Source organism: Leisingera sp. ANG-S5 (genome assembly GCF_000813925.1).
In the GTDB taxonomy this organism is placed as follows: domain Bacteria; phylum Pseudomonadota; class Alphaproteobacteria; order Rhodobacterales; family Rhodobacteraceae; genus Leisingera.
The window spans coordinates 86,944-110,537 of sequence record NZ_JWLH01000003.1 but is presented as its reverse complement, the minus strand read 5'-3'; the positions used below and the strand labels follow the sequence as shown (position 1 = coordinate 110,537).

At 64.5% G+C, this 23,594-nt stretch carries 22 protein-coding genes; 15 read left to right on the top strand and 7 right to left on the bottom strand.

Going from position 1 to position 23,594, the window contains the following annotated elements:
• Window positions 1-121: 121 nt before the first annotated feature.
• Window positions 122-760 (top strand): methyl-accepting chemotaxis protein, encoded by a 639-nt coding sequence (locus RA25_RS23405; RefSeq protein ID WP_019295919.1) that lies wholly within the window; start codon window positions 122-124, stop codon window positions 758-760.
• Between the two features lie 55 nt (window positions 761-815).
• On the opposite strand, the gene RA25_RS05220 is transcribed toward RA25_RS23405, so the two are convergent.
• The 7 genes from RA25_RS05220 to RA25_RS05190 form a co-directional block, all read right to left on the bottom strand.
• Entirely contained in the window at window positions 816-1,604 is a 789-nt protein-coding gene (locus tag RA25_RS05220; protein WP_039145483.1) for an FAD binding domain-containing protein, read from the bottom strand.
• A gap of 86 nt (window positions 1,605-1,690) precedes the next feature.
• Window positions 1,691-4,054: a xanthine dehydrogenase family protein molybdopterin-binding subunit gene (locus tag RA25_RS05215; RefSeq protein WP_039170605.1), complete on the bottom strand. Its 2,364-nt coding sequence runs from the start codon at window positions 4,052-4,054 to the stop codon at window positions 1,691-1,693.
• Window positions 4,055-4,151: 97 nt separating this feature from the next.
• Entirely contained in the window at window positions 4,152-4,637 is a 486-nt protein-coding gene (locus RA25_RS05210) for a (2Fe-2S)-binding protein (protein ID WP_019295922.1), read from the bottom strand.
• 163 nt (window positions 4,638-4,800) lie between these two features.
• A complete protein-coding gene (locus RA25_RS05205; protein ID WP_039170604.1) occupies window positions 4,801-5,802 on the bottom strand; it encodes a molybdopterin-binding protein in 1,002 nt (333 codons plus the stop codon).
• Complete coding sequence (locus RA25_RS05200; protein WP_039171201.1) at window positions 5,799-6,770, bottom strand: XdhC family protein; 972 nt, start codon at window positions 6,768-6,770, stop codon at window positions 5,799-5,801. The genes RA25_RS05205 and RA25_RS05200 overlap by 4 nt, the downstream gene beginning before the upstream one ends.
• Before the next feature lie 86 nt (window positions 6,771-6,856).
• Entirely contained in the window at window positions 6,857-8,107 is a 1,251-nt protein-coding gene (locus tag RA25_RS05195) for a vWA domain-containing protein (protein WP_039170603.1), read from the bottom strand.
• Window positions 8,108-8,165: 58 nt separating this feature from the next.
• A complete protein-coding gene (locus RA25_RS05190) occupies window positions 8,166-9,071 on the bottom strand; it encodes an AAA family ATPase (protein ID WP_039170602.1) in 906 nt (301 codons plus the stop codon).
• A gap of 217 nt (window positions 9,072-9,288) precedes the next feature.
• Here RA25_RS05190 and RA25_RS05185 point away from each other — a divergent pair, with 217 nt between their 5' ends.
• From RA25_RS05185 to RA25_RS05120, 14 genes are all read left to right on the top strand, one after another.
• Window positions 9,289-10,350: a glycosyltransferase family 2 protein gene (locus RA25_RS05185; RefSeq protein WP_082023040.1), complete on the top strand. Its 1,062-nt coding sequence runs from the start codon at window positions 9,289-9,291 to the stop codon at window positions 10,348-10,350.
• Window positions 10,351-10,511: 161 nt separating this feature from the next.
• The gene (locus RA25_RS05180) at window positions 10,512-11,468 is read left to right on the top strand and encodes a hypothetical protein (protein WP_039145475.1); all 957 of its coding nucleotides are present in this window, start codon (window positions 10,512-10,514) and stop codon (window positions 11,466-11,468) included.
• A 64-nt stretch (window positions 11,469-11,532) separates the two neighbouring features.
• Window positions 11,533-12,576, top strand: coding sequence for a dihydroorotase (gene pyrC, locus RA25_RS05175; RefSeq protein ID WP_039170601.1), 1,044 nt, complete (start codon window positions 11,533-11,535; stop codon window positions 12,574-12,576).
• A gap of 69 nt (window positions 12,577-12,645) precedes the next feature.
• On the top strand, window positions 12,646-13,323 hold the full coding sequence (locus tag RA25_RS05170) for an orotate phosphoribosyltransferase (protein ID WP_019295930.1): 678 nt from the start codon (window positions 12,646-12,648) through the stop codon (window positions 13,321-13,323).
• A gap of 334 nt (window positions 13,324-13,657) precedes the next feature.
• Window positions 13,658-15,196: a replicative DNA helicase gene (locus RA25_RS05165; RefSeq protein ID WP_019295931.1), complete on the top strand. Its 1,539-nt coding sequence runs from the start codon at window positions 13,658-13,660 to the stop codon at window positions 15,194-15,196.
• Window positions 15,197-15,272: 76 nt separating this feature from the next.
• Window positions 15,273-16,265, top strand: coding sequence for an agmatine deiminase family protein (locus RA25_RS05160; RefSeq protein WP_241477364.1), 993 nt, complete (start codon window positions 15,273-15,275; stop codon window positions 16,263-16,265).
• A gap of 113 nt (window positions 16,266-16,378) precedes the next feature.
• Window positions 16,379-17,416, top strand: coding sequence for an alanine racemase (gene alr, locus RA25_RS05155; protein WP_039170600.1), 1,038 nt, complete (start codon window positions 16,379-16,381; stop codon window positions 17,414-17,416).
• Window positions 17,413-18,195: an MlaE family ABC transporter permease gene (locus RA25_RS05150; RefSeq protein WP_019295934.1), complete on the top strand. Its 783-nt coding sequence runs from the start codon at window positions 17,413-17,415 to the stop codon at window positions 18,193-18,195. The genes alr and RA25_RS05150 overlap by 4 nt, the downstream gene beginning before the upstream one ends.
• Window positions 18,192-18,938 (top strand): ABC transporter ATP-binding protein, encoded by a 747-nt coding sequence (locus RA25_RS05145; protein WP_039170599.1) that lies wholly within the window; start codon window positions 18,192-18,194, stop codon window positions 18,936-18,938. The genes RA25_RS05150 and RA25_RS05145 overlap by 4 nt, the downstream gene beginning before the upstream one ends.
• A gap of 18 nt (window positions 18,939-18,956) precedes the next feature.
• Window positions 18,957-19,586: a hypothetical protein gene (locus RA25_RS05140; protein WP_039170598.1), complete on the top strand. Its 630-nt coding sequence runs from the start codon at window positions 18,957-18,959 to the stop codon at window positions 19,584-19,586.
• Window positions 19,587-19,764: 178 nt separating this feature from the next.
• Entirely contained in the window at window positions 19,765-20,214 is a 450-nt protein-coding gene (locus tag RA25_RS05135; protein ID WP_039170597.1) for a paraquat-inducible protein A, read from the top strand.
• Between the two features lie 146 nt (window positions 20,215-20,360).
• Window positions 20,361-21,143 carry a hypothetical protein gene (locus tag RA25_RS05130; RefSeq protein ID WP_019295938.1) on the top strand — a complete coding sequence of 261 codons (783 nt, stop codon included), beginning with the start codon at window positions 20,361-20,363 and terminating at the stop codon, window positions 21,141-21,143.
• Window positions 21,144-21,304: 161 nt separating this feature from the next.
• Complete coding sequence (radA, locus tag RA25_RS05125; protein WP_039170596.1) at window positions 21,305-22,666, top strand: DNA repair protein RadA; 1,362 nt, start codon at window positions 21,305-21,307, stop codon at window positions 22,664-22,666.
• A gap of 42 nt (window positions 22,667-22,708) precedes the next feature.
• Window positions 22,709-23,263, top strand: coding sequence for a CvpA family protein (locus RA25_RS05120; protein ID WP_019295940.1), 555 nt, complete (start codon window positions 22,709-22,711; stop codon window positions 23,261-23,263).
• Window positions 23,264-23,594 lie beyond the last annotated feature (331 nt).

The window sequence follows — 23,594 nt, the reverse complement described above, 5'->3', positions numbered from 1 at the left end:
CCGCTGGTGCCAGGCACAGCCCCGCAGGCCGCCGCCTGCGGGGCTTTTTTTGTCTGCTTCGGTTAGCGCTGCCTTAACGCCTGCCCGCTATACAGGTGCCATCTCCAGTGAAGGCAGACGCATGACCAGCTTGACCGACGTTCAGAACACCGCCTTCATGGCCATTGGCCCCAGCCGGATTGCCGCGCTGTCGCTGCTGGCGCTGGCGCAGGCGCCGGAGGGTGCGGACAGCTCCAATGCAGAGGATGTGCTGGACCTGTCGGTGCGGCGTATCTGCGCCGCTTGCGATATGCTCGGCGGCGGGCTGGATGCCCTGCTGGCGGACTGCGCCTATACCCTCCCGGCGGAGCTTGAGGGCAAGCGCCAGTCCTGCCTGGAGTTGCTGGAACCGCTCCACAGTGCGGCCGGCCAGGCTGACGGCGCCGTACTGGCGCACGTTCGCAATGTGCCGGATCTGGCCGCCCTTTGCCTTTACCGGCTGGAACCGGCGGTCTCGGACTTTCTCAAGGACATGGTGCAGACCCTGCGCGAGGCGCAGCAGCAGCGCGAGGAAGAGCGTGACGCACAGATGCGCGCGACCATCGCCACTGCCGAAGGGGTTGGCAAGAACATCAAGTTCATCTCCTTCAACGCCTCGATCGAGGCGGCGCGGATCGGCGAAATGGGCAAGGGCTTTGCCGTCATTGCCACCGAGATCCGCGAACTGTCCGGCAAGACTCAGAACCTGCTGGAAGAAATGTCCGGCTATCTGAAGCACTGACACGGGAACAGGCACCGGTAACCGGCGCCTGCGCATGTCTTTAGCTTGCGGCGGTTCAGCCCGCTGCGGCCACCGCGCGTTTTGCCATCACCCCAACCAGATGGGCGCGGTATTCCTTGGTGCCATGCAGATCACCGATCATGCCGCCGGCATCCACACTCAGCCCGTCCAGCGCGTCCGGTGCGAAATTGGCATCCAGCGCCGCCTCGGCCTCATGCCAGCGGAACACGCCCTCCTCTGACGCTCCGGTGACAGCCACCCGCACGCCCGCCGCATATTTCGCCGCAAAGACGCCCACCAGGGCAAACCGCGATGCGGGCTGCAGGAACTTCTGGTAATTGGCCTTTTCCGGCACCGGGAATCGCACTGCGGTGATGATCTCGCCTTCTTCCAGCGCAGTCTCGAACAGGCCGCGGAAATAGTCATCGGCAGTGATCTCGCGGGCGTTGGTGACGATGGTCGCACCGCTGCCCAGCGCCGCCGCCGGATAACAGGCCGCCGGGTCGTTGTTGGCCAGCGAACCGCCGATGGTGCCGCGGTTCCTGACCGCCGGGTCCCCAATATGGCTGGCCAGTTCCGCCAGCGCCGGATAGCTGTCCGCCGCGGCAGCGGCCACTTCTGCATGGGTGACTGCGCCGCCAATGGTCAGCATGCCGCCATTGTCACTCAGCTCCTTCAGCTGCGGAATGCCGCTGAGGGAGACCAGTTTCGACGGCATCGCCAGCCGCTGTTTCAGCGTCGGGATCAGCGTCTGCCCGCCGCCCAGCGCCTGCGCGTCCTCATCCGCCAGCGCGGCAACCGCTTCAGCAACGGTTGAGGGCTTCTCGAATTCGAATTCATACATTTCGTATCCTTTCTGAAAACCGGCCCGCCGGCTTTCATCTTTCCGAAAATACTCCGGGGGTATGGGGGCAGCGCCCCCATGAGCCCTTACCCGTTCATCGCCGCCCAGACCCGCGCAGGCGACAGCGGCATGTCAATGTGGGCCACGTTCTTGCCGCCCGACTGCAGCGCGTCGATCACCGCATTGACCACCGCCGGCGGCGAGCCGATGGCGCCGGCCTCACCGCAGCCCTTCACGCCCAATGGGTTATGGGTGCAGGGGGTCTGGCAGGAATGGTCCACCTGGTAGAACGGCACGTCATCGGCCCGGGGCATCGCGTAGTCCATGAAGGAGGCCGACAAGAGCTGGCCGTCCTCGTCATAGGCGGCGTTCTCCAGCAGCGCCTGGCCAATGCCCTGCCCCAGCCCGCCATGGACCTGACCGTCAACGATCATCGGGTTGATAATATTGCCGAAATCGTCCGCCGCCGCGAACCGTTCGATGCTGACCTTGCCGGTGTCGGGGTCCACCTCCACCTCGCAGGCATAGGCGCCAGCCGGATAGGTGAAGTTCGCCGGGTCATAGAACGCGGTCTCCTCCAGCCCCGGTTCCAGCTCCTCCAGCGGGTAGTTGTGAGGGACATAGGCGGTCAGGCAGACATCGCCCCAGGCCACCGACTTGTCGGTGCCCGCAACGGTGAACTGGCCGTCCTTCAGCTCGATATCGGCGTCCGAGGCCTCCATCAGATGGGCGGCAATCTTCTTGGCCTTACTGATGATCTTCTCGGTCGCCCGCACCATGGCCGAGCCGCAAACCGCAATGGAGCGCGAGCCGTAGGTGCCCATGCCGAACGGCACCCGGCCGGTGTCGCCATGCACGATATCGACCATGCTCTCATCAATGCCGATCATGTCGGCGACTACTTGCGGGAAGGAGGTTTCATGCCCCTGCCCGTGGGAATGCGCGCCGACCATCACGCTGATGGAGCCGGTGGCGTTCACCCGCACCGTCGCCGCGTCATACAGCCCCGCCCGGGCGCCCAGCATGCCGACGATGTTGGACGGTGCGATGCCGCAGGCCTCAATATAGCAGTTGATGCCAAAGCCGCGCAGCTTGCCGTTTTTCTCGCTTTCGGCGCGGCGGGCGGCGAAGCCTGCCACATCGGCGACCTGCTCCAGCTTGTCCATCGTCGCCGCGTAATCGCCGGTGTCGTAGGTCAGCGCCACCGGGGTTTCATAGGGGAACTCGGTGATAAAGTTCTGGCGGCGCAGGGCAATCGGGTCGGCGCCCAGCTCGCGCGCGGCCTTGTCGATCACCCGCTCCAGCTGATAAGTCGCCTCCGGCCGGCCGGCACCGCGGTAGGCATCCACCGGCACCGTGTTTGTGAAGACCGTTTTCACGTTCACCTGCACGATGGGCGTCTTGTAGTTTCCGGCCATCAGGGTGCCATGCAGGTAGCTGGGCACCGAGGTGGAGAAGGTCGAGAGATACGCGCCCATATTGGCCATCGTGTTGGTGCGCAGCGCGGTGAAGTTGTTGTCTGCATCCAGCGCCAGCTCAATCTTCGTCACATGGTCGCGGCCATGGGCGTCGGAGATGAACGCCTCTGCCCGGGTCGAGGTCCATTTCACTGCCCGGCCGCAGGCCTTGGCGGCGAAGGTGCAGAAGGCTTCCTCGGCGTAGTGGAAGATCTTGGAGCCGAAGCCGCCGCCCACATCCGGCGCGATCACCCGCACCTTGTGCTCCGGCAGGCCCAGCACAAAGGCGCACATCAGCAGGCGGATCACATGCGGGTTCTGGCTGGTGGTATAGAGCGTGTGCTCATCCGTGGCGCGGCTGTAATCGCCGATGGCCACGCGCGGCTCCATCGGGTTGGCGACCAGGCGGTTGTTGACAAGCTCCAGCGTTGTCACATGGGCGGCGCTGTCAAAGGCCGCCTGCACCGCGTCGTCGTCGGGATTGCCGAACACCCAGTCATAACAGAGGTTTGAGGTCAGATCCTCATGCACTTTTGGGCTGCTGTCTGCCAGAGCGGCCCCCATGTTGACCACCGCGGGCTTGTCGCTGAGGCTTAGCTCAATCGCTTCCACCGCATCGCGGGCCTGTTCCAGCGTGTCCGCAACCACGGCAGCGACGATCTCGCCCACGTGGCGGATCGTATCATGCGCGATGATCGGGTGGCGCGGCTCCTGCTGCGGGTTGCCGTGGCGGTCGGTCACGCCCCAGCCGCAGGGGATGCCGCCCACCTCGGCGAAATCGGCGCCGGTGAAGATCTTCACCACGCCGGGCATCGCCTCAGCCGCGGATGTGTCGATGGAATTGATGGTCGCATGGGCCACATCGGCGCGCAGGAAATGCACATGGGCCTGGCCGTTCACGTTAATGTCGTCGGTATAGTTTCCGGCTCCTGTCAGGAACCGCACGTCCTCGCGCCGCTTGGGGCTGGCGCCGATGCCGTTATCCTTGGGCATGTCTGGTCTTCCTCCCTGGAGGGTGCTGCCGTGGCGCACCTCTTTGTCAGTCACTCCTTGTTCAGCTCAGGCCGGATGCCGGCCTGGGGTCGTCCGGTTATTCCGCCGCTATGCTGGATACATCCTGTCCCGAGGCCGCCATGATCGCCTTGACGATATTATGGTAGCCGGTGCAGCGGCACAGGTTGCCTTCCAAGTAGTCGCGGATCTCCGCCTCTGTGGGCTTGGGGTTGTCCTTCAGGAGCGCTGCTGCCGACATCACCATGCCCGGCGTGCAGAAACCGCATTGCAGGCCGTGATGGTCCTGGAACGCCTGCTGGATCGTGTTCAAAGAGCCGTCGGCATTGGCCTGCCCTTCGATGGTGGCAACCTCGGCGCCTTCGGCCTCTTGCGCCAGCATGGTGCAGGCTTTCACCGCCTTGCCATCCACATGCACCACGCAGGCGCCGCACTGGCTGGTGTCGCAGCCCACGTGGGTGCCCGTGAGCCCCAGCTGCTCGCGCAGGAATGATGACAGCAGCGTGCGCCCTTCAACGTCGCCGCTGGCAGCCTTGCCGTTCACGGTCATGGAGACCTTGGCCATAGTACCCTCCCTTTAGCTTGTTTTTGTCTGGCTGGGGGGAGTTAAGCACGCCGCCAGCCTTCCGCGAAGTGTTTTCCGGCGGGGATGCAGCGCAAATTCGCGTCAGAGCCGCTTACCCATGGTTGTGACCTTGCGTCACAAATCCCGCGCTGCAGCGCCGCATTCAGCCTTCTGCATCGCGGCGCGGCATCGGGCGGGTGGGAATTTCCTTGAGCAGCCCGCCGACGCCCATGGCGGCAATATCGGCGGAGCTGACAGGCAGACCGCAGATCACCCGCTCCAGCACCCAGTCGGCGCCATTGAGGGCCGGAGAGCGGGCGCAGCCGGGCAGGCCGATCACCACCCTGTCCTGGTGCTTGCCCAGGAACAGCAGGTTGCCGGGGTCCACGGGCATGCCGAAACGAGTCACCGTGCCGCCTGCCTGCCTCAGCCCCTGCGGCGCGACGTCGTGAGGGTCGGAGGTGGCGGAGCCGGTGAGGATCAGCAGCAGCTGCCCCGGCGCGTTAGCAATGGCCTCAGCCAGTTCCGCCTCGCGGTGCGGCACCACCACCCGCGGCGACAGGGTGATCCCCAGCCGGTGCAGCCGCCCCGCCATCGCGGCACGGCCCTTGTCCGGGGGGGTGTCTTCCGTGACTGCCGTTTCGATCAGCGTGGCGGAAGAGAGGACCGGCGGCAGCACCCGGATCGCATCCCCTGCCCCCTCGCTGGCACGGCGGATGGCATCGGCCGGCACGCCATAAGAAATGATCTTGATCGTGGCCAGCATGCCGCGCGCATCGGCCCGGTGATAGTCCGGCACGGTGGCGACGGTGATCATCGGATCGACCGCGTTCACCGCCGCCAGCCTGTCCCGGTCCAGCCGCACCAGCCCGGCGCCGGTGGCATAGAGGTTCACCCGTCCGGTGCCGGCGCCGGAAATCCGGATGCCCTGCGCGGACGGGTCCGGCACCAGTGCGTTTGCCAGCGCCTCTGCTGCCGCATCCTCGTGCAGGTCGGCAGGGTCGAGCCGGGCAACGGTCAGCGTGTCATGGCCCGCGGCAGAAAGGTCCGCGAGGTCGTCTGCGCTCAGCACCGTGCCCTTGGCGATCTTGCCGCTGGCGCCCTGCAGGGAATGCGCGAGGATGGCGCCCTGCGCGTCATCCAAGGGGACCGGGCCAAACCTCATGGCTGCTTGCCGCGCAGGACGGCGGTCATTTCCGACAGGATCGAAACGGCAATTTCCGCCGGGCTGGCGGCGCCGATGTCGAGGCCGATGGGGCCATGAATGCGGTTGATCTGGTCTTCATTGAACCCGGCCTCCTGCATCCGCGCCACACGGGCGGCATGGGTCTTCTTGCTGCCCAGCGCACCGATATAGAACACATCAGCGCTGAGAGCTGCCTCCAGCGCCGAGTCGTCCAGTTTCGGGTCGTGGGTCAGGAGCACCAGCGCGGTGCGGGTATCCAGCCCCAGCTTTGCGACCGCCTCATCCGGCCAGTCGTCCATCAGGGTTTCGCCGGGGAAACGCTCAGGAGAAGCGAAGGCCGCGCGGGGGTCGATGATAACCGGATCATAACCTGCAATCCGCGCCATCGGCACCAGCGCCTGGGTGATGTGGACTGCGCCCACTGCCACCAGCCGCAGGGGCGGGTTGTGGACCGCCACGAAGGTCTCGCCGTCGTCTTCCAGCCCGGAGCGGTCCATGCGCATGCGGTCCGGGTATTCTGTGCGGGTGAGATGGCGGGCGCCGGTGGCGAGGTTCACCTCATAGGCAACAGGGGTGCGGCTGGCGCGGGCCGCCACCAGCTCCTCCAGAATTTCCACCGGCAGGGCAGAGCCCACCGGCTCCACCAGCACCTTGATGGTGCCGCCGCAGGCGAGGCCGACGGCAAAGGCGTCCTCGTCGCTGACGCCGAATTCCAAGAGCCGGTGCTGGCCGTCCTGCAGCGCCTCCAGCGCCTCGCCCACCACCGCGCCTTCGACGCAGCCGCCGGAGACCGAGCCCTCGATCTGCCCCTCCCCGGACACAACCAGCTGCGACCCGGTGCGGCGCGGGGCGGAGCCCCAGGTCTGCACCACGGTGGCCAGCGCAGCGCCGGTGCCGGAACGGTGCCAGTCCAGCGCGGTTTCCGGGGCGTGCTCAAAGGGGGTCATGATCTGCATCGGCGGGCCTTCCGGTGTCGGGTGGGTTTGCGTTCAAACATCGGCGCTTACGGCGCTGGTTTCAAGCGGCATGCGTCTCAGAGCAGCGCCATCAGCCGTGCCTTCTCGCCCGCGTCCGACGGGCTGGAAATCACCTGTGCCAGGTCCTGCAGCGAAGCGATGGAATGGCCGGCGCGGAAGCTGTCCGTGTAGGGCAGCATCGCACGGATGCCCTGCGCCTTGGGGGCAAAGCCGTCCCAGCGCAGCAAAGGGTTCAGCCAGATCAGGCGGCGCGACGACAGCTGCAGGCGCTGCATTTCGCGTGAAAGGCCCTCGGGGTCGCCGCGGTCCAGCCCGTCGGTGATCAGCAGCACCACTGCGCCCTGCCCCATGACGCGCCGCGACCAGTCGCGGTTGAAGGCGTGCAGGCAGTCGCCGATCCGGGTGCCGCCCTCCCAGTCCTGCGCCTCTGCCCCCGCTGCGGCCAGCGCCGCGTCCACATCGCGCTGCTGCAGATGCCGGGTGATGTTGGTCAGGCGGGTGCCGAAGGTGAAGCCGTGTACCCGTGCCCAGCCCTGCCCCTTTGCATTTGCCGCGGCGTGCAGGAAATGCAGGATGATGCGGCTGTACTGGCTCATCGAGCCGGAGATGTCGCAGAGCACCACCAGATTGGGCCAGCGGATGCGGCGCTTGGCGCGGGCGATCTGCTGCAGATCGCCGCCCTGACGCGCCGCATTGCGTAAGGTGCGGCGCCAGTCGGCCCGCTGCCCGCGCGGCGCGGCCATCAGGCGGCGGGACTGGATCGGCGTCACCGGCAATTTCAGCTGCGCCAGAATGCGCTTGGCCGCGGCAATCTCTGCCGTGCTCATCTGTTCGAAGTCCAGCGTCCTGAGGCGTTCCTCCGCCGACATGGTGCGGGAGGCGTCGATCTCGATCTCCGTTCCTTCCGGCTCCGCTTCCGGAACCTCCGGCTGCTCCAGCATGCCGTCCAGCAGTGCCTCTGCCGCGCGTTTCTCGGCGGGCTTGGCGGGGCGCTCCTCCTGCACGCCGCGGATCGCGGGCAGCATCGCGGCCATCATCTGCTCCAGATACCGCGGATCACGCCAGAACAGGCGGAAGACCTGGGCAAACACCACCCGCTGTTCCGGCTTGGTGACGAAACAGGCGTGCAAGGCCCAGTAGAAGTCCTGCCGGCTGGTAAAGCCCGCAGCCGCCACCGCGCGCACCGCATCCAGCACCCGGCCCGGGCCGATGGGCAGCCCTGCCTTGCGCAGAGCGCGGGCAAAATGGGTGATGTTGCGGAGCAGCTTGGGGTCGTCCGGCAGGGTGAGCGGCGGGTAGTCAGGCACTAGCGCTCATGGGGGCGCTGCCCCCATACCCCCGGAGTATTTCCAGAAAGATGAAGCATCAGGCCGCGTCCAGGCTGGCCTTGGCCTGGTCGAGGATGCGCTTGGCCTCGGAACCGTGCAGGCGGGTGATGTCGTCCTGGTATTTCAGAATCGCGCCAAGGGTGTCGGCGATCACCTCGGGGCTGAGGGCGATGACATCGAGTGCCAAGAGGCAGTTGGCCCAGTCGATGGTTTCCGCAACGCCCGGTTTCTTGAACAGATCCTCGGTGCGCAAGGACTGCACGAAGGCGACGATCTCGCGGCTGAGCTGTTCGCTGGCCTGGGGCGCGCGGGCGTACAGGATGTCAAGCTCGCGCTGGAAATCGGGGTAGTCGACCCAATGGTAGAGGCAGCGGCGTTTGAGGGCGTCATGCACCTCGCGCGTGCGGTTTGAGGTGAGGATGACAATCGGCGGCTCCGGCGCCTGGATGGTGCCGAGTTCCGGGATAGTAACCTGAAAGTCGCTGAGCGCCTCCAGAAGGAAAGCCTCGAACGGTTCGTCAGTGCGGTCCAGCTCGTCGATCAGCAGGACGGGGGCGCCGTGTTCGTCCGGGCGCATCGCCTGCAACAGCGGGCGTTCGATCAGGTAGTCGGCGGAGAACAACTCATTCTGAAGCGCGGCGCGGTCGGCGCTGCCAGCGGCCTCGGCGGTGCGGATGGCGACCATCTGGGCGGCGAAGTTCCATTCATAGACGGCGCTGGCGGCATCCAGACCTTCGTAGCATTGCAGGCGGATCAGACGGCGGCCGAGGCTGGCGGCCAGCGCCTTGGCGATCTCGGTCTTGCCGGTGCCGGCCTCACCCTCCAGGAACAGCGGGCGGCCCAGTTTCAGCGACAGGAACACAACGGTGGCCAGCGCCCGGCCGCAGACGTAGCCCTGCTGCGACAGCAGCTCTTGCACCTGTTCGATGGATTGTGCCTGCATGCGGAGCCTCCCCTAACCCCGCCCAACAGGCCATGGGCGGGCGCATCGGTCAAGCGGCGGCTGGCCGCGACGCTGCGGCCCTGCAGTGGCACGCAAAGGTTTGTATCGCTGCCGCCTTCGGGTAAGACTGGCGGCAAAGCAAAGAAGGCTGAGGCATGAGCAAGACCCCCTACATGCGGTTTCAACCGGCAGCGCTGCGCTGCGGGCGGGTGTGACGATGCGGGTGCTGGCGGTCCTTTGCGTGCGCAACGAGGGTGCGTTTCTGCTGGAATGGCTTGCCCATTACCGCGCCGCCGGCTTCACCGATTTCCTGGTGTTTTCCAACGATTGCCAGGACGGCACGGATCACATGCTGGACCGTCTGGAGGCAATGGGTCAGCTGGCGCATGTGCGCAACGACGGGCCATATGGCAGCGAGGGTATTCAATTCACCGCGCTGAAGGTGGCCGACAAGCATCCGCTGATGAAAGCCGCGGATTGGGTGCTGGTCGCGGATATTGACGAGTTTCCCTGCATCAAGACCGGCGATGGCACGGTGGCGGACCTGCTGGCGGCGCTGCCGGATGCGGATGCCATCACCCTCACGTGGCGGCTGTTCGGCAATGGCGGTGTGGTGCAGTTCGAGGACCGACCGGTGACGGAGCAGTTCACGTGCTGCGCACCCGAGGTGATCCACTGGCCCTGGCGGGCGGTGATGTTCAAGACGCTGTACCGCAACAACGGCACTTATGGGAAATGCGGTGTGCACCGGCCCCGCAGCATCCGCGACAAGGCGCGGCTGGAGCGCTATCGCTGGTTCGATTGCGAAGGGCGCGAGCTGGGCGGGGACTTCAAGACCAAGCGGCTGTTTTCCGATTACGGCCAGCCGAATTACCGCCTGGCGCAGCTGAACCATTACCCTTTGGGTGCGATGGAGAGTTATGTGCTGAAGGCGGACCGCGGCCGGGTGAACCGGCAGGCGCGGCTGGGCATGGATTACTGGGTGGAGCGCAACTATGCGGCCTGTGAAGACCGCTCGATAGCCCGTTGTGCGCCCGCACGCGCGGCACTGCAGGCGGAGCTGATGGCAGACGCGGACCTGGCCCGGTTGCACGGCGCTGCGGTGGCCTGGCGCAAGGCCCGGTTCAAGGAACTGATGCTGGCGGAGGAAAACCGGGCGCTGTTTGCCCGCCTGCTGATGACACCGCCTGCGCGGGTGCTGACGGCGGCGGAGGGCGCGGAGATGCGCCGCTTTGCGATGCTGGGGCTGGCGGCGGAAAGCGGAAAACTGCAGGATTGAGGGCGCAGTTACGGGCCAGGCAAGCGGGCAGATGCCCGCCGATAGCCCGGTCCCAGACAGCAAAGCGGCCCTAGTTTTTCCAATTTTAGCCTTATTTGTCACCTAACCGTAAATTAACAAATCCGCCGTTAGGCGTACCGGGGGTATCAAAGGTGGCTGTAATGCAGGACGGACTCGAAAATCTGGATGAGGACCTCTCCGGTCTGAAACCGCCGCAATGGAAGGCCCGGATGGCGGCGCTGGCGGAAGAGCATGGCATGTATCAGCCGCTGGGCGACAAGCATTTCGCCACCTTCATCGACCAGGGCAACACCCTTCTGGTGACGTTTGAGACCATGCAGGGCATCCACAACCTGTCGGATCAGGCGCAGCCCTTGGGCTTTGATCTGGTGAAGAACCTGGGCTGGTCGCATATGTGCGTGGTCTCTGACGGCGACACCTGGTTCCGCGAGGGGCGCATTTACGGCTTTTTCGACCAGCTGATCGACGACGGGTTCTTTGATGAATTCGACAATGTGATCTTCTACGGCGCAGGCCCCTGCGGCTATGCGGCGGCGGCCTATTCGGTGGCTTCGCCCGGTGCCACCGTGGTGGCGGTTCAGCCGCAGGCGACGCTGGATCCGCGGATGACCGAATGGGACGACCGTTTCACCGAGAACCGGCGGCTGTCCTTCACCGACCGCTACGGCTATGCGCCGGACATGCTGGATGCGGCGGGCCAGGCCTTTGTGATCTATGACCCATATGAGCGGCTGGACGCGATGCATGGGGCGCTGTTTGCCCGCAAGAACGTGACCCGGCTGCGGGCCACCAATATGGGCGGCGCGGTGCAGACCCGGCTGATCGAGATGGAGATGCTTTATCACATCCTGTCGCTGGCGGGCAGCGGCAAGCTGACGGGCGCCGCTTTCTACAAGCTGTTCAGAAGCCGCCGCAACAACTCCTTCTTCCTGCGCAACCTCCTGGGGCGGCTGGAGCGGGAGGACCGCGGGGTGCTGATGGCGCTGCTGTGCCGCAATGTGACGGAGCGGATGCGGGCACCGCGGTTCCGCCGCCGCCTGGAAGAGATGAAGAAGCGCGCCGAGAGCGGTGAATTCAGGATCCCGGAAAAACGCTGAGCGGGCGGCGGGCGGGCGCATTCAGCCGCTTTGTTTCCCCGCCGCCATGTGCTAACGCACGCGCATGACCCAGACGCTGACCATCCCCCGCCCCGATGACTGGCACCTGCACCTGCGCGACGGCGCCATGCTGCAGGCCGTGCTGCCCGAAACCGCCCGCCATTTCGGCCGCGCGATCATCATGCCGAATCTGGTGCCGCCGGTGGTGACCGGGGCGCAGGCCGCGGCCTACCGCGACCGCATTCTGGCGGCACTGCCGGAGGGAATGGCGTTTGAGCCGCTGATGACGCTGTACCTGACCGAGGACACCGACCCGGCGGATGTCGCCGCGGCCCACGCCAGCGGTCTGGTCAAAGCGGTGAAGCTGTACCCGGCGGGCGCCACCACCAATTCGGCCTCCGGCGTGACCAATTTCGACAACGTCCGCGCGGTGCTGGAGAAGATGGCCGAGATCGGCCTGCCGCTGTGCACCCACGGCGAGGTGACCGACCACGACATCGACATCTTCGACCGCGAGGCGGTGTTCATCGACCGGGTGCTGGACCCGATCCGCACCTCCACCCCCGGCCTGCGCGTGGTGATGGAGCATATCACCACCAAGAACGCTGCTGATTACGTGGCAAGCCAGGACAAGGACCTGGGCGCGACGATCACCACGCACCACCTGATCATCAACCGCAACCACATCCTGGTGGGCGGCATCAAGCCGCATTACTACTGTCTGCCGGTGGCCAAGCGCGAGGAGCACCGTTTGGCGCTGCGGGCCGCTGCGACCTCGGGCGACAAACGCTATTTCCTCGGCACCGACTCGGCGCCGCACACCGACCCCAACAAGGAAAGCGCCTGCGGCTGTGCCGGCTGTTTCACCGCCACCAACACCATGTCCCTCTTGGCGCATGTGTTCGAGGAAGAGGGCGCGCTGGACAAGCTGGCGGGCTTTGCCTCGGAAAACGGTCCGGCGTTCTATGGCCTGCCGGTGAGCGGCGAGACGCTGACGCTGACCAAGGGTGAGGCGCCGGTGGCTTTCCCGGAGAAAATCGAGAGCGGCGACGGGCCGGTTACGGTGTTTGATCCGGGCTTCCCGGTCTATTGGACCGCCGGCGGCTGAGCCGTAAATTTCTTCGAAGAAATTTGCTAGGAAAATTCGAATTTTCCTGGCGCCTGAAAGGACCCGACCATGATCCCCACCTCATACCCCTCCCGTGAAGAAATCGCTCGCCTGTCAGCCCGGATGCTGCTGGAAATCGGCGCGGTGAACTTCAATACGGATGAGCCTTACACGCTGGCCTCCGGCCTGCCCTCGCCCAGCTACATTGACTGCCGCAAGCTGATCTCCTTTCCGCGCATCCGCACCACGCTGATGGATTTCCTCACCGTGACCGTGATGCGCAACGCAGGGTTCGAGGCGTTTGACAATATTGCGGGCGGCGAAACCGCCGGCATCCCCTTTGGCGCGCTGGTGGCCGAGCGCATGGCGCTGCCGATGACCTATGTCCGCAAAAAGCCCAAGGGCTACGGCCGCAATGCCCGCATCGAAGGGGTGATGACCGAGGATCAGCGCGTGCTGCTGGTGGAGGACATGACCACCGACGGCGGTTCCAAACTGTCCTTTGTCGATGCGATCCGCGAAACCGGCGCCTCCTGCGGCCATACCGCGGTGATTTTCTATTACGACATCTTCCCCGAAACCACCAAACGCCTGGGCGACCACGGTGTTGAACTGCACTACCTGTGCACCTGGTGGGATGTTCTGGCCGAAGCCAAGGCGCAGAAGAGCTTCAGCGAGGAGACGCTGGCCGAAGTGGAGAAGTTCTTGAAAGACCCGCGCGCCTGGCAGGAAGCCCATAAAGCGTAAAGCAGATCAACGGCTTCGGTGGGCGGGCAGTTTGCCCTGCATTCCGAGGCCGGATGCCGTACAGGCGGACAATCGCCTTACGCGAGGGAAAGCGTTACAGGCCGGGCTGTGGACAAGCCCGGCACGAATCGCTTCCCGCGCAGGTTGAAGCGCAGATCTTGGGGCCTTCCCAGGCAGCACCGCATCATGTAGCCTGGATAGGACAGGCTTACTGGCCTTTTATGGTAAACGGCCCACAAACCCTGCGGCTTTATCCACAGGGAATCCACAGAGATTCCCAGATAGGAGAACCCCGCGCGGCACCGTATAAGCGGGCCGAGTGACGAGAGCAGTGATGAACGAGATTACCCCTTTCGACGGCGATATGCCGCCCCCCGCCCCGATGCCGGAGCATCTGCCGGCCCCCGCGCAAGCGGACCAGGCGATGCCGGACAACGAGCTGCCGCATTCGGTGGAGGCGGAACAGCAGCTCTTGGGCGCGATCCTGACCAACAACGAGGTCTACGACAAGATCGCACTGATCATCGACTCGTCGCACTTCTATGACCCGGTCCATGCCCGCATCTATGAGGTTGCGGCGGCGCGGATCTCCAAGAACGCGCTGGCTTCGCCAGTGACGCTGAAAGCGTTTCTGGAGGACCACGAGGGGCTGAAGGAACTGGGCGGGCCGGCCTATCTGGCCAAGCTCGCGGGCGCGTCGATCTCTGCCTTTGCGGTGCGGGATTACGCGCAGATGATTTACGACCTGGCGATCCGGCGCGAGCTGATTGCCCTGGGTCAGTCGATTGCAGAAAAGGCGCGCCGCGTTGACGTGGCATCAGAACCTAAAGAGCAGATCGTTGAGGCAGAGCAGTCGCTTTACCAGCTGGCAGAGCAGGGCCAGACGGAAAGTGGTTTCAAGTCATTCCTGAAGGCCGTCACAGAAGCGGTCAATGTGACCAACGAGGCGTATCAGCGGGGTGGCGGAATGGCCGGCATCTCGACGGGCCTGATGGACCTCGATAAGCAACTTGGCGGCCTGCATCCCTCGGACCTTCTTATCCTCGCAGGCCGCCCCTCTATGGGGAAAACGTCGCTGGCGACCAACATCGCCTTCAACGTTGCCAAGGCCTATAAACGCGGGGTGAAACCCGACGGATCGGAAGGCGCGCTGGACGGCGGCGTGGTGGGGTTCTTCAGCCTCGAGATGAGCGCCGAGCAGCTGGCGGGGCGTATTCTGGCGGAAGCGTCAGAGATTTCCTCGCACAAGATCCGCCAGGGCGACATGACCGAAAGCGAATTCCGCCGCTTCGTGCAGGCGGCAAAGGATCTGGAAAGCTGCCCGCTGTTCATTGATGACACGCCCGCGATCCCGATCTCGCAGCTGGCCGCGCGCGCCCGCCGCCTGAAGCGGACCCACGGGCTGGACCTTCTGGTGATCGACTATCTGCAGCTCTGCCGCGGCATGTCGGACAACCGGGTGAACGAAATTGCCGAAATCTCGATGGGGATGAAGGCGATTGCCAAGGAATTGAACATCCCGGTGATCGCGCTGTCGCAGCTGTCGCGTCAGGTGGAAAACCGCGAAGACAAACGCCCGCAGCTGTCGGACCTGCGGGAATCCGGCTCGATCGAACAGGACGCCGACGTGGTGATGTTCGTGTTCCGCGAGGAATACTACAAGGAACGGGAAAAGCCCGGCGACCACGAGCTGGAAAAGATGGAAGAGTGGAAGCAGGCGATGGAGCGGCTGCACGCCAAGGCCGAGGTCATCGTCGGCAAGCAGCGTCACGGTCCTATCGGCACGGTGGAGCTGTCGTTTGAGGCGCAGTTCACCCGCTTCGGCAACCTCGCCAAGGCCTGGCAGCAGGGGCATGAGGACGGCGGCTATTAACCGCCGCCGGTTTCTGGCCGGTTCAATGGCCGGTGCCGCGGGCGCCGGCGCGCTGTCCATTGCGGGAGGTCCGGGCATGGCACAGGACGGGTTCCGGGTGCCGCCCGAGGAGGCACCGCATCAGCTGACCTTCATGCAATGGCCGGTGACGACTGAGGTCTATGGCACCGGGCGCTACCGCAAGCAGGTGCAAAACCAGATTGCGCGGATTGCCAACACGGTGGCGGCGTTTGAGCCGGTGGTGATGCTGGCCGCGCCGGGGGAACACGCCCGCGCCCGGCGCAAGCTGTCCGGCAAGGTCGAGCTTTGGGACATCCCTGCGGATGATCTGTGGTGCCGCGACTCCGGGCCGCTGTTCGCGCGCGACGGGCGCGGGCAGCTCTCTTTGCGGCAGCTGAATTTCAACGGCTGGGGCCGCTACCATCTGCCCAATGACGAACGCATCGCTGCACGGGTGGCGGAACGGCTGGGCTTGCCGCTGTTTGACAGCGGCATCAGGGGCGAGGCCGGCGGGGCGGAGGCGGACGGCCATGGCCTGTTGATGGCGAACGAAAGCAGCTGGGTGAACAAGAACCGCAATCCCGGTCTGAGCCGCGATCAGATCGAACGGGCGCTGCTGGCCGCCTATGGCGCCGACCGGATGATCTGGGGCAAGGGCGTCAAGGGCCAGGATGTGACCGATGACCACATCGACGGACTGGCCCGCTTTTCCGGCGGGGGCCGCGTGCTGATGATGCTGGCAGAGGCACCTGTGCCGGATGATCCCTTTGATGCCTCGGCCCGGCAGTTGCAGCAGCGCTTGCAGGAGGCGGGCCTTCAGGTGGACACCCTGCCCTGGCCCGAGGCCGGGCGGATCAGGGACGTGAACAGCCAGTGCAGTTACGTGAACTATTACGTCTGCAACGGCGGGCTGATCGCGCCTGAAAGCGGCGACAAACGCACCGATGCACTGGCCGCGGAGGCGCTGCGCCGCCATTATCCCGGGCGTGAGCTGGTGATGCTGGACACCGATCTGCTGGCAGAGCTGGGCGGCGGTATCCATTGCGCCACCCAGCAGATGCCTGCCTGAAATCCGCGGCGCACAGCCGTGTGATCCGGCGATTGCGGCATGCAGCTGCCGGTTCGCCGCTTTCCTGCGGTTTTCCCCCTTGACGTGCGCCCCTCCCATGTCATGAACACCGCATGAGCACGGCAAAACTGACAATCAACCTGGATGCGCTGGTCACCAACTGGCGGAATCTGGATGCGCTGACGGGCTGCGAGACCGCAGCCGTGGTGAAGGCGAACGGGTACGGCCTGGATGCAGGCCGGGTGGGCAAGGCGCTGGCCAAGGCGGGCGCCCGCAACTTCTTTGTGGCGGCAGCCGAGGAAGGCGGCGCGCTGCGCCGTGCGCTGGGGCCTGGCCCCGGCATCTCGGTGTTCTCTGGCCACATGGAGGGCGATGCGAAGCTGCTCAAAGATTTCCAGCTGACGCCGATGCTGAACTCGCTGGATCAGATGCTGCGCCATTTCGAGACGCTGCCGGGCCATCCCTTTGGCGTGCAGCTGGACAGCGGCATGAACCGGCTGGGGATGGAGCATGGCGAATGGGCTGCGGTGGCAGAGATCGCCCTGGGCCAGAGCCCGGTGCTGTTGATGTCGCATCTGGCCTGCGCCGATGAGCCTTCGCACGAGATGAACGCGCAGCAGCTCAAAGCCTTCCGCGAGATGACCGACGGGCTGGAGGTGCCGCGCTCGCTGGCCGCCACCGGCGGTATGCTGCTCGGCAAGGACTATCACTTTGACCTCTGCCGCCCCGGAGTCGGGCTTTATGGCGGGCTGCCGTTCACCGACGCGGTGCCGGTGGTTCAGCTGGACCTGCCGGTCATTCAGGTGCGCGATATGGAAGTGGGCGAAAGCGCCGGCTACGGCAATGCCTGGGTCGCCCGGCGCCCCAGCCGCATCGCCACAGTTGCCGCCGGCTATGCCGATGGCTTGCACCGGGCGATGGGCCAGGGCGGCATCCAGGTCTACGCAGGCGAGACCCCCTGCCCCGTTGTCGGCCGTGTCTCGATGGATCTGATCACCGTGGATGTCACCGATCTGGGTGAAGTGCCCCAGATGCTGGCGATCCTGAACGAGCGCCAGACCGTGGACATGCTGGCCGATGCGGCGGGCACCATCGGCTATGAGATCCTGACCTCTTCCGGCCACCGTTCGGCGAGGACTTACCTGGGATGAATCCAATAGCACTCCTGGCCCGGCTGGGCCGCACCGCTTTGGCCGGGATGTCGGCGGTTGGCCGCGCGGCACTGTTTGCGCTTTCGGCCTTCAGCCACATGATCCGCCCGCCCTATTACCCGCGCGAGTTCTTTCAGGCGCTCTTGAACGTCGGCTGGCTGTCACTGCCGGTTGTGGGCCTGACCGCGATTTTCACCGGCGGCGCGCTGGCGCTGCAGATTTACGCGGGCGGCGCCCGTTTCAATGCTGAGGCCGTGGTGCCGCAGATCGTCGCCATCGGCATGGTGCGCGAGCTTGGCCCAGTACTGGTCGGGCTGATGATCGCAGCACGGGTGACCTCCTCCATCGCCGCCGAGATCGCCACTATGAAGGTGACCGAGCAGATTGACGCGCTGGTGACGCTCTCCACCCATCCGATGAAATACCTTGTGGCCCCCCGTGTGCTGGCCGCGCTGATCACGGTGCCGGTGCTGGTCGGTGTCGGCGACATCATCGGCATCATGGGCGGCTACACCGTGGCGGTGCAGAACCTCGGCTTCAACCCGGCGGCCTACCTCAAGAACACGGTCGACTTCCTGGAAGCGCTCGACATCATCTCCTCGCTGGTCAAGGGCGCCGCCTTTGGCACCATCGCGGCGATGATGGGCTGCTATTACGGCATGCAGTCAGGCCGCGGCGCCCAAGGCGTGGGCCGCGCCACCAAGGGGTCGGTGGAATCCGCTGCCGTCCTGATCCTGGCCGCCAACTTTGTCCTCACAGGGGTGTTCTTCTCGCTATGATCCGCATGGAAAACGTCCACAAGGCCTTTGGCGACAACCGCGTGCTGAACGGCATGAACCTGGAGATTGCCAAGGGCACCTCGATGGTGATCATCGGCGGCTCCGGCACCGGCAAATCGGTGGCGCTGAAGAGCATCCTGGGGCTGATCCAGCCGGACTCGGGCCAGATTTATGTCGATGGCAAGCCCGCCGGATCGGGCGACCGCGACAAGTTCCTGGCGCGCTTCGGCATGCTGTTTCAGGGCGGCGCGCTGTTTGACAGCTTGCCGGTCTGGCAGAACGTCGCCTTCCGCCTGTTGCGCGGTGCGCTGAAGCGCCCGCAGGAGGAAGCCCGCGAGATCGCCATCGAGAAGCTGCGCCGGGTGGGTCTGCGCGCCGCAGTGGCCGACCTCTTCCCATCGGAGCTGTCGGGCGGCATGCAGAAACGCGTGGGCCTCGCCCGCGCAATTGCGGCAGAGCCGGAGATCATCTTTTTCGATGAGCCGACCACCGGCCTCGACCCGATCATGTCGGGCGTCATCAACGACCTGATCCGAGAGATCGTGGTGGAGATGGGTGCAACGGCCATGACCATCACCCACGATATGACCTCTGTCCGCGCCATTGCCGACAACGTGGCGATGCTGCACGGCGGGGTGATCCAGTGGACCGGGCCGGTGAGCCAGATGGATGCCTCCGGCGATCCCTATATGGAGCAATTCATCCACGGCCGCGCGGAGGGGCCGATCGAGGCGGTGCGGTGATTTACTAGGAGCAGAGTATTGAACGACGACTTGCTTAATGAATTTGAAGCCAGTGTAGAACAGCTAGCGACGGGGGAATTATCTGTCCGGAGACTGACTGCTCTGCAAGCTTACAGCTTCATGTTTGACGACGATCTCAACGATATCTTTGACGAATGCACGTCGAAGCTGTCCTCCTCGCGAGCAATAACAACACGGTCTTTTCACCTCCAAAAACTCTTAGGAGTTGGTGATGCGCAACGTATCAGGAACAAACGTGAGAACGTTGCTAAGGATGTTCTGCAGACTTTCGAACTTGAACAAGACGACAAGTCGAGAATGTTGTCACTGTGCAGCGAAATGCGGGAACTTAACAATTCGACACCAGAGCTAGACGATAAGACCAAGAACCGAATTGCAAAGCGCCTTACCGCGATAGAAGCGCAAGTAAGATCTGGTCTCGGCATTTTGGATGTAGTTCTCGGAGGTGTGGCAGAAGTCGGTGAGGCAGCAGGTAAATTTGGAAACGATGTGAAGCCCCTGGTTGACCGAATGCGCGAAGTCGCACAACTGGCGAGATCAGGCAGCAACGATCCAGACGCACTTCCTGCACCTGAAGAAGTAAAAAAGCTGCCCAAACCAGAGGACGAAGACAAAGAGGCACCCTGAGCAACTCCCCTTTTGTTCATATGCTCGCTTCCACATCAGGCCTGCGCCCGCCCATGAGGGCGGACGTGCGCTGGCCGGGCCGCACGCGTCCCAGCCGGTGTAAGCCGCCTCCGTTTTCCCCCTTTCAATCCAACGGGAAAAAGCCCACGTCTTGGCAGACCATCCAAAACGAGCCGCCATGACTCTCCGCCTTCTCACCCTGTCGCTCCTGATCCTCTACCCTGTCGCCTGGTTTGCGCCCCTGATGCGGGCGGGGCTGCTGCCCATTTTCGGCCTCAGCGAGATCTCGGTGATCACCGGCCTGCAAAGCCTTTGGGGCAGCGACGCGGTGCTGGCGCTGATCGTCACCTTCTTTGCGATCTTCGCCCCCTACCTCAAGACTATCGGCACCGCGCTGGTGCAGTGGCAGCTGATGGACGCGCGGGTGCAGAAGGTGCTGCACGTGCTGGGCAAGCTGGCGATGGCCGATATCTTCCTGATCGCGCTTTACATCACCCTGGCCAAGGGCATTGGCCTGGCGACCATCGAGACCGCCTGGGGGCTTTACATGTTCACCGCCTGTATCCTGGCCTCGATCGTGCTGGGGCTGCTGACAGAGCGTGCCGCCAAGGGGCAGCAAGCCGGGTAAGCGCTTGATCCGGCGGCAAACCGCACCATTTCATAAAGCCGGATAAGTGAAACCATTTCGATGGGACCGGCACGCTGCGCCCTGACCGGGCATTCCCCCTGCCCCGCCGGCCCCGCGTCTGCACGTGTATCTGCTGGAGGGGGCCAATGGCCGGCATTCAATCCATCCTGTTCACCGCACAGACCGCCTTGATGCGGCTTTCGTTCCTGATGATCTGCCTGGGGGCCGCGGCGGCGCTGACGGCCACGGTACTGGCCGCTCTGGGCATATGGCCCTGGCTGTCGCTGCAGGCGGGCCTCGGCGCGGACATCCACCCGCAGGCCGGCATGATGGCGCAGATCGCGCTGACCGCACTGGCGGTGATGCTGGTGTTCTTTCTGCCCGCCAACGGGCGGGTCCTGGCGCTGGAGCACTCGCACCGGCGCTTTGCCCTGAATATGGAGGACGTCAAGCAGGCCTATCAGCTGGCCCACGCGGGCGACCGTGCCGGGGTGTTCACCCTGGCCTCCGAATTTGACGCGGTGAAGGAACGGCTGGCGTTTCTGCGCGACCACCCGGATCTGCAGGGGCTGGAGCCGGATGTGCTGGAGACAGCCGCGCAGATGAGCCAGGTGAGCCGCGAACTGGCAGAGACCTATTCCGATGCCAAGGTGGCCCGCGCCCGCATGTTCCTGAAACAGCGGCAGGAGGAGCTGGAAACCTTCAAGGCGCGGCTGGAGGATGCCCAGATCATCATGCATGAGCTGCGCCAGTGGACCCGCGACGTGGAGATCGAGGAAAGCATCGCCAAGTCGCATCTGGGCCGGCTGCGCGGCGAGCTGTTCGAACTGCTGCCGGAACTGTCGGCGCAATTGCAGGGGCAGCCCGACGGATCGGATCCCGAAGGCGGCAGCGTGGTGCCGATCCAGCCGCCGCGGCGTGCCGATTGACGCGCCGCTAAGGGCGCTGCCCGCGGTGTATACTGGGCCAGAAAGAAACCGCTTCTTTCTGGTTGCAAATACCCCGGAGCGCGAGGCTGCGCCTCGCATCCTGCCAGAGCCACGCGCGTCACCTCTTGAACAAAAGGGAAACATCTGCCACTGGTCAGAGCATGGCAAAAACATCTTTCTCCTGCTCCGCCTGCGGGGCCAGTTTTTCGAAATGGTCGGGCCGCTGCGAGGGCTGCGGCGAGTGGAACACCATCAGCGAGGATCAGGGACTGTCCTCCGGCCCCGCCAAGAAGTCGCTGGGCGTCAAGCGCGGCCGCACCATCCAGCTGACCGATCTGTCCACCCGGGAAACCCCGCCGCCGCGCGCCTGCTGCGGCGTCGGTGAGCTGGACCGGGTGCTGGGCGGCGGGCTGGTTGCGGCCTCGGCCATTCTGGTGGGCGGCGATCCGGGCATCGGCAAATCCACCCTGTTGCTGCAGGCCGCGGCGCGGTTTGCCCAGGCCGGCGTCAAAACCGTCTATGTCAGCGGCGAGGAGGCCTCTGCCCAGGTGCGGATGCGGGCGCAGCGGCTGGGGCTGGCGGATGCGCCGGTGCAGCTGGCGGCGGAAACCAACCTGCGCGACATCCTCACCACGCTGGAAGCGGAAAGGCCGCAGCTGGCCATTATCGATTCCATCCAGACCATGTGGGCGGATCATGTGGACAGCGCGCCGGGTTCGGTCAGCCAGGTGCGCGCCGCCGCGCATGAGCTGACAACCTTTGCCAAGCGGCACGGGATTTCCATTATCATGGTTGGCCATGTCACCAAGGAGGGCCAGATCGCAGGCCCCCGGGTGGTCGAGCATATGGTCGACACGGTGCTGTATTTCGAGGGTGAGCGCGGCCATCAGTTCCGCATCCTGCGGGCGGTCAAGAACCGCTTTGGCCCGGCGGATGAAATCGGCGTCTTCGAGATGACCGGCAGCGGTCTCAGCGAGGTGATCAACCCCTCTGCCCTGTTCCTTTCGGAACGCGGCGAGCCCTCGCCCGGGTCGGTGGTCTTTGCGGGGATCGAAGGAACCCGGCCCGTTCTGGTCGAGATGCAGGCGCTGATTGCGCCCTCGCCGCATTCGCAGCCGCGCCGTGCAGTGGTCGGCTGGGATTCATCGCGGCTGGCGATGATCCTGGCGGTACTGGAGGCGCGCTGCGGCATCCCCTTTGCCGGGCTGGACGTCTATCTGAACGTGGCGGGCGGCATGAAGATCTCGGAACCCGCCGCCGACCTTGCGGTGGCGGCAGCGCTGCTGAGTGCGCGGGAAGACGTCGCCCTGCCCGCCGATACGGTGGTTTTCGGAGAAATTTCGCTATCCGGCGCCCTTCGCCCGGCGCCGCAGACCGAAAACAGGTTGAAAGAGGCGCAAAAACTTGGTTTCACGGCGGCGATTGCCCCCGGCGGCAGCAAAACCGTGTCCGTGAACGGCCTTTCCTTGCGAAAGTCGGGCGATCTGGCAGGTTTTGTTGGCGAATTCTTCGGGGCCGGTTAAAGATGCAAAAAATTTGAGATCGCAGGCAAACGGGCGAGGGACATGGAAGGTTTCACAATTATCGACGGGGTCGTGGCCCTGGTCATCGTGGTATCGGCGCTGCTGGCCTATTCGCGCGGCTTCGTGCGCGAGGCGATGGCGATTGCCGGCTGGATCGCCGCGGGTGTGCTGGCCTTCATCTTTGCGCCGCAGGTCGAGCCGCTGATGGCAGAGATCCCGGTGGTGGGCGAATTCATCGCCGACAGCTGCGAATTGTCGATCATCGCCGCCTTTGCCGCCGTGTTCGCACTGGCGCTGATCGTGGTCTCCTTCTTCACGCCGCTGTTTTCCACCCTGGTGCAGCGGTCGGCGCTTGGCGGGTTGGACCAGGGCGCTGGCTTCTTCTTTGGCGTCCTGCGCGGCATTCTTCTGATCGCAATTGCCTTCTTCCTCTATGACGTGGTGATGACCGGGCAGTCCTTTACCATTGTTGACGAAAGCCGCTCTGCCGAGGTGTTCGCGCGCATGACCGGCAAGATCGAGGAGCGCAATCCGGAGCAGGCTCTGGGCTGGGTGACCGAGCAATATGAAGCGCTGATCGGTACTTGCGGCCAGTAATTCCAAGGGATTACCACCTTCAGGCAGAAGCACGGGCGTCCATGGGGCGCCCGTTTTGCTTGAATTTCAATGCGTTCACACAGTTATCCACAGGATGACGGGTTCAGCTGTTAACACCGCAAATTCACATTAACACTTTGTTAACCAAAGAGAATCGGGCGCCGGGGGTCGTTTGAGCGCGTCTCAAAAATTGCGTCAAACCTTAATAAATCCTCAGCCCCCACCGTTAAAAGGTTAACAATACCCCTGAAAAAGCGGGTTTTGTCCCCAAAAAATCGCGCCATCCCGAAATGCGACGCAAGCCTGCCCCAATTTGGTCCCAATTCGGGGG

Bases quoted from the DNA above. Each gene is read 5' to 3' on its own strand.
- RA25_RS23405 (WP_019295919.1), top strand. From the start codon at position 122: ATGACCAGCTTGACCGACGTTCAGAACACCGCCTTCATGGCCATTGGC.
- RA25_RS05220 (WP_039145483.1), bottom strand. From the start codon at position 1,604: ATGTATGAATTCGAATTCGAGAAGCCCTCAACCGTTGCTGAAGCGGTT.
- RA25_RS05215 (WP_039170605.1), bottom strand. From the start codon at position 4,054: ATGCCCAAGGATAACGGCATCGGCGCCAGCCCCAAGCGGCGCGAGGAC.
- RA25_RS05210 (WP_019295922.1), bottom strand. From the start codon at position 4,637: ATGGCCAAGGTCTCCATGACCGTGAACGGCAAGGCTGCCAGCGGCGAC.
- RA25_RS05205 (WP_039170604.1), bottom strand. From the start codon at position 5,802: ATGAGGTTTGGCCCGGTCCCCTTGGATGACGCGCAGGGCGCCATCCTC.
- RA25_RS05200 (WP_039171201.1), bottom strand. From the start codon at position 6,770: ATGACCCCCTTTGAGCACGCCCCGGAAACCGCGCTGGACTGGCACCGT.
- RA25_RS05190 (WP_039170602.1), bottom strand. From the start codon at position 9,071: ATGCAGGCACAATCCATCGAACAGGTGCAAGAGCTGCTGTCGCAGCAG.
- RA25_RS05185 (WP_082023040.1), top strand. From the start codon at position 9,289: ATGCGGGTGCTGGCGGTCCTTTGCGTGCGCAACGAGGGTGCGTTTCTG.
- RA25_RS05180 (WP_039145475.1), top strand. From the start codon at position 10,512: ATGCAGGACGGACTCGAAAATCTGGATGAGGACCTCTCCGGTCTGAAA.
- pyrC (WP_039170601.1), top strand. From the start codon at position 11,533: ATGACCCAGACGCTGACCATCCCCCGCCCCGATGACTGGCACCTGCAC.
- RA25_RS05170 (WP_019295930.1), top strand. From the start codon at position 12,646: ATGATCCCCACCTCATACCCCTCCCGTGAAGAAATCGCTCGCCTGTCA.
- RA25_RS05165 (WP_019295931.1), top strand. From the start codon at position 13,658: ATGAACGAGATTACCCCTTTCGACGGCGATATGCCGCCCCCCGCCCCG.
- RA25_RS05160 (WP_241477364.1), top strand. From the start codon at position 15,273: ATGGCACAGGACGGGTTCCGGGTGCCGCCCGAGGAGGCACCGCATCAG.
- alr (WP_039170600.1), top strand. From the start codon at position 16,379: ATGAGCACGGCAAAACTGACAATCAACCTGGATGCGCTGGTCACCAAC.
- RA25_RS05150 (WP_019295934.1), top strand. From the start codon at position 17,413: ATGAATCCAATAGCACTCCTGGCCCGGCTGGGCCGCACCGCTTTGGCC.
- RA25_RS05145 (WP_039170599.1), top strand. From the start codon at position 18,192: ATGATCCGCATGGAAAACGTCCACAAGGCCTTTGGCGACAACCGCGTG.
- RA25_RS05135 (WP_039170597.1), top strand. From the start codon at position 19,765: ATGACTCTCCGCCTTCTCACCCTGTCGCTCCTGATCCTCTACCCTGTC.
- RA25_RS05130 (WP_019295938.1), top strand. From the start codon at position 20,361: ATGGCCGGCATTCAATCCATCCTGTTCACCGCACAGACCGCCTTGATG.
- radA (WP_039170596.1), top strand. From the start codon at position 21,305: ATGGCAAAAACATCTTTCTCCTGCTCCGCCTGCGGGGCCAGTTTTTCG.
- RA25_RS05120 (WP_019295940.1), top strand. From the start codon at position 22,709: ATGGAAGGTTTCACAATTATCGACGGGGTCGTGGCCCTGGTCATCGTG.